General features: G+C 59.3%; 5 protein-coding genes and 1 pseudogene. All 6 read right to left on the reverse strand.

Annotated elements, in window-relative coordinates:
* The coding region (locus P8K07_02520; protein MDG1957398.1) for a glycosyltransferase family 4 protein at nt 1-927 on the reverse strand (927 nt) is incomplete at its 3' end.
* Nucleotides 924-1,589 carry an acetyltransferase gene (locus tag P8K07_02525; protein ID MDG1957399.1) on the reverse strand — a complete coding sequence of 222 codons (666 nt, stop codon included), beginning with the start codon at nt 1,587-1,589 and terminating at the stop codon, nt 924-926. The genes P8K07_02525 and P8K07_02520, both read right to left, overlap by 4 nt.
* A complete protein-coding gene (locus tag P8K07_02530) occupies nt 1,586-2,740 on the reverse strand; it encodes an aminotransferase class I/II-fold pyridoxal phosphate-dependent enzyme (protein MDG1957400.1) in 1,155 nt (384 codons plus the stop codon). The genes P8K07_02525 and P8K07_02530 overlap by 4 nt, the downstream gene beginning before the upstream one ends.
* Nucleotides 2,737-3,438, reverse strand: a pseudogene (locus tag P8K07_02535) (sugar transferase). The gene P8K07_02530 and the pseudogene P8K07_02535 overlap by 4 nt, the downstream one beginning before the upstream one ends.
* A gap of 98 nt (nt 3,439-3,536) precedes the next feature.
* Complete coding sequence (locus P8K07_02540; protein ID MDG1957401.1) at nt 3,537-5,453, reverse strand: nucleoside-diphosphate sugar epimerase/dehydratase; 1,917 nt, start codon at nt 5,451-5,453, stop codon at nt 3,537-3,539.
* Between the two features lie 301 nt (nt 5,454-5,754).
* Nucleotides 5,755-6,351 (reverse strand): hypothetical protein (locus P8K07_02545; GenBank protein MDG1957402.1); only part of this gene is annotated, 597 nt, incomplete at its 5' end.

Raw genomic sequence — 6,351 nt, forward strand, 5'->3', positions numbered from 1 at the left:
GTCGGTGGTGATAATGGGACGACCTGTGGCCATCGCCTCCAGCACCGTATGCGGGGTCCCCTCCCTGTACGACGGAAGAACATAAACGGAACAGTTTTCCAGGAATGGTCGAACATCGTCCTGGTTCCCGTGGTAGCGAAGTAATCCTTCTTGGACCCATGCGCTGACCTCGGACTCATCAATCCCTGCTGGATTAGGGTCAAAGGGGCCGACAAGGTCTGCCTCCAGTGTCGGATGGTTCCGTTTGGCTATGCGGATTGCCTCCGCGAATTCGCGTATGCCCTTGTCGGCCAATAGCCTGGCAATCAGAAGAACGCGCGGAGGACCAATGGGTGCAGGTTTTTTTGGGTACTCTTCGAGGTCGATTCCAGAACCTCTGGTTATGGTCGTGGGTAGCGAGTCCGGGAGAATCGTGAGTGCGTGGAATGTTTCTGCATCATCTCGGTTTTGAAACAAGACCATAGTATTGAAACGTAAAGAAATCATGTAGAGGAGTGTCAGGAATTTGCGCGCTAACTTTTGGCGGAATCCTCCAAAGGGCATGAAGGCATAGCCCAATCCGGTGATCCATCCGCACCGAATCGGAACTCGACAAATTCTCCCAGCTATCGCCGAAAAAATCACCGGCTTGTGGGTGTAGCCGAGTATGGCATCGGGTTGGATTTTCCGTATCAAACAAACCAATTGGAATAGGTACAGAACATCTGAAATCGGGTTGAAACCTGTCCGGTCGATTCTTAATGGATAGTAGCGTGCCCCCCAGATTTTAAGCTTTTTGGAGGTCGTAGCATCCGCGCCGTTGGCACATGCCGTGACGTCTATTCCTCGCTCAATTAATTCCCGTATTAGCGTCCCTCTGAAGAGTACCAGTGATTGGGGCAGGCCGCCGCAAATCAATATGCGCTTAGGCTTCTTTGCGGGGTTCATGGCGCCAAGGAGGTCTGTGGTCGTAGGATTCGGGCGGGGTTGCCCGCTACAGTGGTGTTTGAGATGACATCGCGGGTGACTACCGCCCCCATCCCCACCGTCGCACCTGCGCCGATTCGCAAGGGCTTGTCGGGCATGCCCTGCCGCAGCATTGCTCCGGCGCCGATGTATGCGCCATCTTCAATAATGACGTTCCCGTTACAGCAGACCCGCGGGGCAAAGGTGACAAAGTTGCCAATCACGCAATCATGTTCGATGTAGGAATAGATATTGCCGTGGAAGTGACGCCCGATGCGGACATTGGAGGTGATTTGCGTATTGTCGCATAGAATCGCCCCTTGGCCGATCTCGACATCGTCAAAGCGCAGATGGCTCTCGGCGACCACGTCGAAAAATCCGAACCCGGCGGCCGCGCACCTCTCGACAAGCGTTTTTCGGATCGCGGGGGCCGCGATGGCGATCGAGAGTTTCGTTTGGGATATTTCGCCGTTGCGTAGTTCGTCGAAGGAGACGCATGGGGTCCCGTTGACCAAGGTCCCCTGAATGGCTGGGTTGTCATCCACGAAGACCAGTCTGGTTTCAGAGGGATCAATCGACGACCGGACAATCGGCAGGACACCACGGGCGCACCCTGAGGTGCCGTAAATCGCCAGAGTTTTCATTTGCCGACTCCTGCAATTTCCGACGCAATGCGCGCTACCGAATCCTCAGGCAGGGCGGATCCGCTTGGCAGACAAAGGCCGTCGCGAAACAGCCTGCTGGAAATATCTCCTCCCACGGCGCGGTATTTCGCAAAGACGGGTTGCTCGTGCATGGGTTTCCAAAGTGGACGGGATTCAATCTGCAGCGAGCCGAGGTGTTCTCGTATATCTTCCCGCGAGGCACCAAAGACCTGTTCGTCCACGAGGATGCAGGTCAGCCAGCCGTTGCTCTGCCCATAGTCCGCTTCGGGCGCAAAAGTGATCCCTGAGACGCCCGCGAGTTCCTTTTTGTACAGCTCCCGGATCGCGCGCCGCGCGGCGACGCGATCTTCGAGCACGCGCAGCTGGCCGCGCCCGATCGCGGCAAGCAGGTTCGACAGCCGGTAGTTGTAGCCGACGGTGGTGTGCTCGTAGTGCGGTGCCGGATCTCGTGCCTGCGTGGCAAGGAACCGAGCGCGCTCGGCGTATTCCGGGTTGTCCGAGAGCAGGGCACCGCCGCCACTACACGTCAGAATTTTGTTGCCGTTGAAAGAAACGATCGCAATATCGCCCAGACTGCCGGCCTTCGTGTCACCATAAGACGCACCCAGAGCTTCGGCCGCGTCACTGATCACCGGCACGTCGAATTCCGCACAGCTGGTCAGAATCGGATCATAGTCGGCGCACTGTCCATAGAGGTCGACGACAATCGCCGCTTTGGGAAGACAGCCTCGAGCGGCCATCGCACGCAGTTCCTGGTCCAGTAGAGCCGGGTCCATGTTCCAGGTGTCCGGTGATGAATCGATAAAGACCGGAGTCGCACCGCAATAGAGGATCGGATTTGCGGAAGCAGCAAAGGTAAACGTGGAGCAGAGTACTTCGTCTCCTGAGCCAACGCCCAAAATTTGCAGAGCCAGATGCAGGGCCGCCGTTCCGCTGGAAACACCGGCCGCGGCGGAAACACCGACCTTGGCGGCGAGTTCGGCCTCGAACGCGTCCAGATCGGGACCTACCGGGGCAATCCAGTTGGATTCGATCGCCTTTGTGACCAATTGGATTTCTTCGCCGGATAAATGCGGTGGCGAGAGAAGAATCGGTTCGGTTGGCTCGGTCGATTTAGTCGGCGCACTCATGGCTGCACCTCGTGTGCCGCGGCTCGATGCGCGACATTCTCCGTGCCGGAATCCTGATCTGGATGCGATGATCCCATAAACTCCGCCATGGTCGCTTCGCCGTCGGCGCTGACACCCGAGCGCTGCACGACTGTCAGCGCGGTGCGTGCGAGAATCCGCAGGTCGAGGCCGATGGACCACTGGTCGACATACTACAGATCGAGGCGGAACTTCTCCTCCCAGCTGATCGCGTTGCGACCGTTGATCTGGGCAAGACCGGTGATGCCAGGCTTCACGTCATGGCGGCGATTCTCTTCGGCCGAGTACCGCGGCAAGTAAATCGTCGGCAGCGGCCGGGGCCCCACCAAGCTCATATCGCCACGCAGCACCGACATCAGCTGTGGCAGCTCGTCGATGCTGAGGGATCGCAGGGTTTTACCCAAAGGCGTCAGTCGGGTTGCATCCGGTAGCAGATTGCCCTGATCGTCGCGCTCGTCGGTCATTGTCCGCAGCTTGGATACGGCAAATTCCTGCCCATGCAGTCCGGCGCGGACCTGCGAGAACAGAATGGGCCGGCCCAGACGCCAGGCAACCAGTAAGGAGGCCACCGCAAGGATCGGCAGGCTCAGCAATGCGACCCCGAAACTCATGATCAAATCGATCGTCCGTTTCAGGGGGCTCCCCACGGAGGGGTGCTGTTCTGCGGTCAGGTTCGTCATGGGCGTCTGTCGAGTCTCAGGAATGAATGTCGCGTGGAACGAGGCGGTTGTCGAGCACTCGGGGCTGAATCGACGCGCGGGCCGCTGGTCGTCGCGAACTATTCGCCGGCCGCTTTGGCTGCAGCCTCGGAGGCCGGCTTCGCGCCGGAATATTCCGGGACGATCTGGGCCAATCGTTGTAGTAGCGAGTCTCGCTTCTCGGCATTACAGGCGACGTGGAGGTCGTCGATCTTGCCCAGCAACGGTCCGCGTTCGGTGGCGCGGAAACGGCCAATGAAGATCTTGGGATGCTGGGTTTTATCGGCGACTTCGTCCGAGACCGACAACTCCTCGTAGAGTTTTTCGCCCGGGCGCGTGCCGCTGAATTCGATTTCGATGTCTTCGCCGGGAGTCAGGCCCGAAAGGCGGATCAAGTCCTTGGCCAGATCCACGATCTTTACAGGCTCGCCCATGTCGAGGATGAAGATCTCGCCGCCTTTGCCGATGCTGCCGGCCTCGAGCACGAGCTGGCAGGCTTCGGGGATGGTCATGAAGTAGCGTTTCATCTCGGGGTCGGTGACAGTAACCGGTCCGCCGGCCGCGATTTGCTTCTGGAAGATCGGTACCACGCTGCCCGCCGATGCCAGCACATTGCCGAATCGCACCGTGACAAAGCGTGTCTGGCTTTCTGCCGAAAGCGACTGCACATACATTTCAGCCACACGTTTCGAGCATCCCATGACCGACGTCGGGTTGACGGCCTTGTCGGTCGAGACCATGACAAACCGCTCGACTGCGTGGGCATGGGCCAGATCGGCCAGAACGCGTGTGCCGATGACATTGTTCTTGATCGCTTCGGCCGGGTTCCATTCCATCATCGGGACATGCTTGTGTGCCGCGGCATGCAGGATCAGGCTGGGCTGGAAGTCCGACAGGATCCCGTCCATCCGAGGCCGATCACTAACGTCGGCAATCAACGGCTCGATGCGATCGGCAAGCTGGGGAAATGCTGCCAATAGAGCTTGGTGGGCCTCAAATAGGCTGCCTTCGGCACGCTCGACCATTAGCAATTTCCGAGGATTGGTCTTGAGAATCTGGTGGCAGAGCCCCAGTCCGATACTGCCCCCGGCACCGGTGACCATGACGCAGCGGTCTTCGATGGTCTGGCGCAGTTCGTCGCCCTCGAGTTGCACGGGCGATCGGCGGAGCAGATCTTCGATGGTCACAGGTCGCAGCTGATTGAGATTGACCTTCCCGCCCGCGATTTCATACAGCCCTGGCACGAGTTTGACTTCGATCCCGGCGACCGCGCATTTGTCGCGAATGCGCCGGATAGTTTCACCCTTGGCCCCGCCGATGGTGACCAGCGCCTCGTCAACACGGTGTTGCAGGCAAAGTGCGGGTATATCCGCGATTCGCCCAAGGACTTTGAGTCCGTGGAGGGTAAGGCCACGTTTGGAGCCCTTGTCATCCACAAACCCGATCGGGCGGATGCCCAAGTCCGGCCGGCGTTCGATTTCACGTGCCATGAGCAGCCCAGCTTGTCCGGCACCAATCAGGAGTGTTCGCTTTTGAGAAAGTGGGCCGGCGGCTTTGAGGTGAGCCGCGGTACCACTGCGCTCGGTGATCGTTCGCCATACCGCGCGGATGCCCGTCACCCCGAGAAAGGCCAGCATCAGGTCGATCAAGACGACCCCGACAGGCAGCATCAGGAATTGCGCGTACCCGCTGATCTGCATGGCAGCGGAGCCACCGATCCGCATCAACAGAAACAAAATGGCAGCGCACCCCGTGGCAAACAGAATCCGCGAGGCCTCACGCATGCCGACATAGCGCCAGGCGAATTGAGGCACCCCGACGGCCATCATTGCGGTCATTTGCACGCCCACGACATACGGCCAAAGGAAGACCAGACGCTTGAGGTAGGCCAGCGGAATCTCGCCCTCAAAACGCAGTAGAAACGCTATCCAGAGTGCCGAGGAGAGGACGATCGAGTCGGCCAACATGCGCGCAACTCGAATCAGGTTCGATCTCATGGATGGCACCAACCGGCTCCGGCGGGTGCTCGGGGCGAGGTGGAGATCAGTGTTCTTTGGTTTCGACAGATTGGCCATGGGTATATGCTCGCCGACCCGAAATGCTCGGTCGGAATATTCAGGCGCTTGAGCGCGAAATGCTCAGTGCCGAGGGCATAGGGTTTTCCCCTATTCCTCTCCGGTTTTAACGGAAGAGGCTGACCTGCGTCAATGAGCGGGCGGGAAAATCGCGCTGCCAATTCAGCCTCTGGCAGATAGAAGCGCGACTTTCCATAAAGACCTATCATTTCAAGGATTTTTCTCATGGAAGCGGGTTCCGTGAGGGCAGGCAGATAAAGCGAAGCCGGTCCTGATCAATCGAGATTCCGGCACCCAGTGCCTTTTCCTCGATGGCGCGCAGGGTGAGGTTTTTGCGGCCGCGTCCTTTTCCACCCTTGAGCGGGACGGTGATGTCGAGGGGGTCGCTACAGGCAGACGCGGTCAGGGCCGGCTCGAAGACCAGAATTCCCGAGTTGCAGAACCCATTGCCGGACCCCGGGTAGGAATCGCAATCGGCATGCGTCTCGCACAGGTCGCCCTTGTTCCCGCGGCGGCATTGGCCGGCATTGCGGGCGCCCAGTGATTCGATCGCTGCTGTAAACGCTGCCGCATTGGCGGCATCCGCGCTATTTTTGGGTCGCGACGGATCGGGGCGACGGAGCTGGATGCCGTCGATCGCGGTACCGGCACATCCGGCTGCGGGCTGATTCACGCAGATACGCGCCTCGAATACGCATTGGCCAGCCAGCGATCCGGCGTCACAACTCGGGTCGCCGTCCTCGCAGATCCAGCTGGCACGACCGGGGACACGCGCCGGTGCCTGCAGAGAAAAGCCCATCATGCAGTCGTTCTTGGCCGG

The sequence above is a fragment of the Candidatus Binatia bacterium genome (assembly GCA_029248525.1).
GTDB lineage: Bacteria > Desulfobacterota > Binatia > UBA12015 > UBA12015 > UBA12015.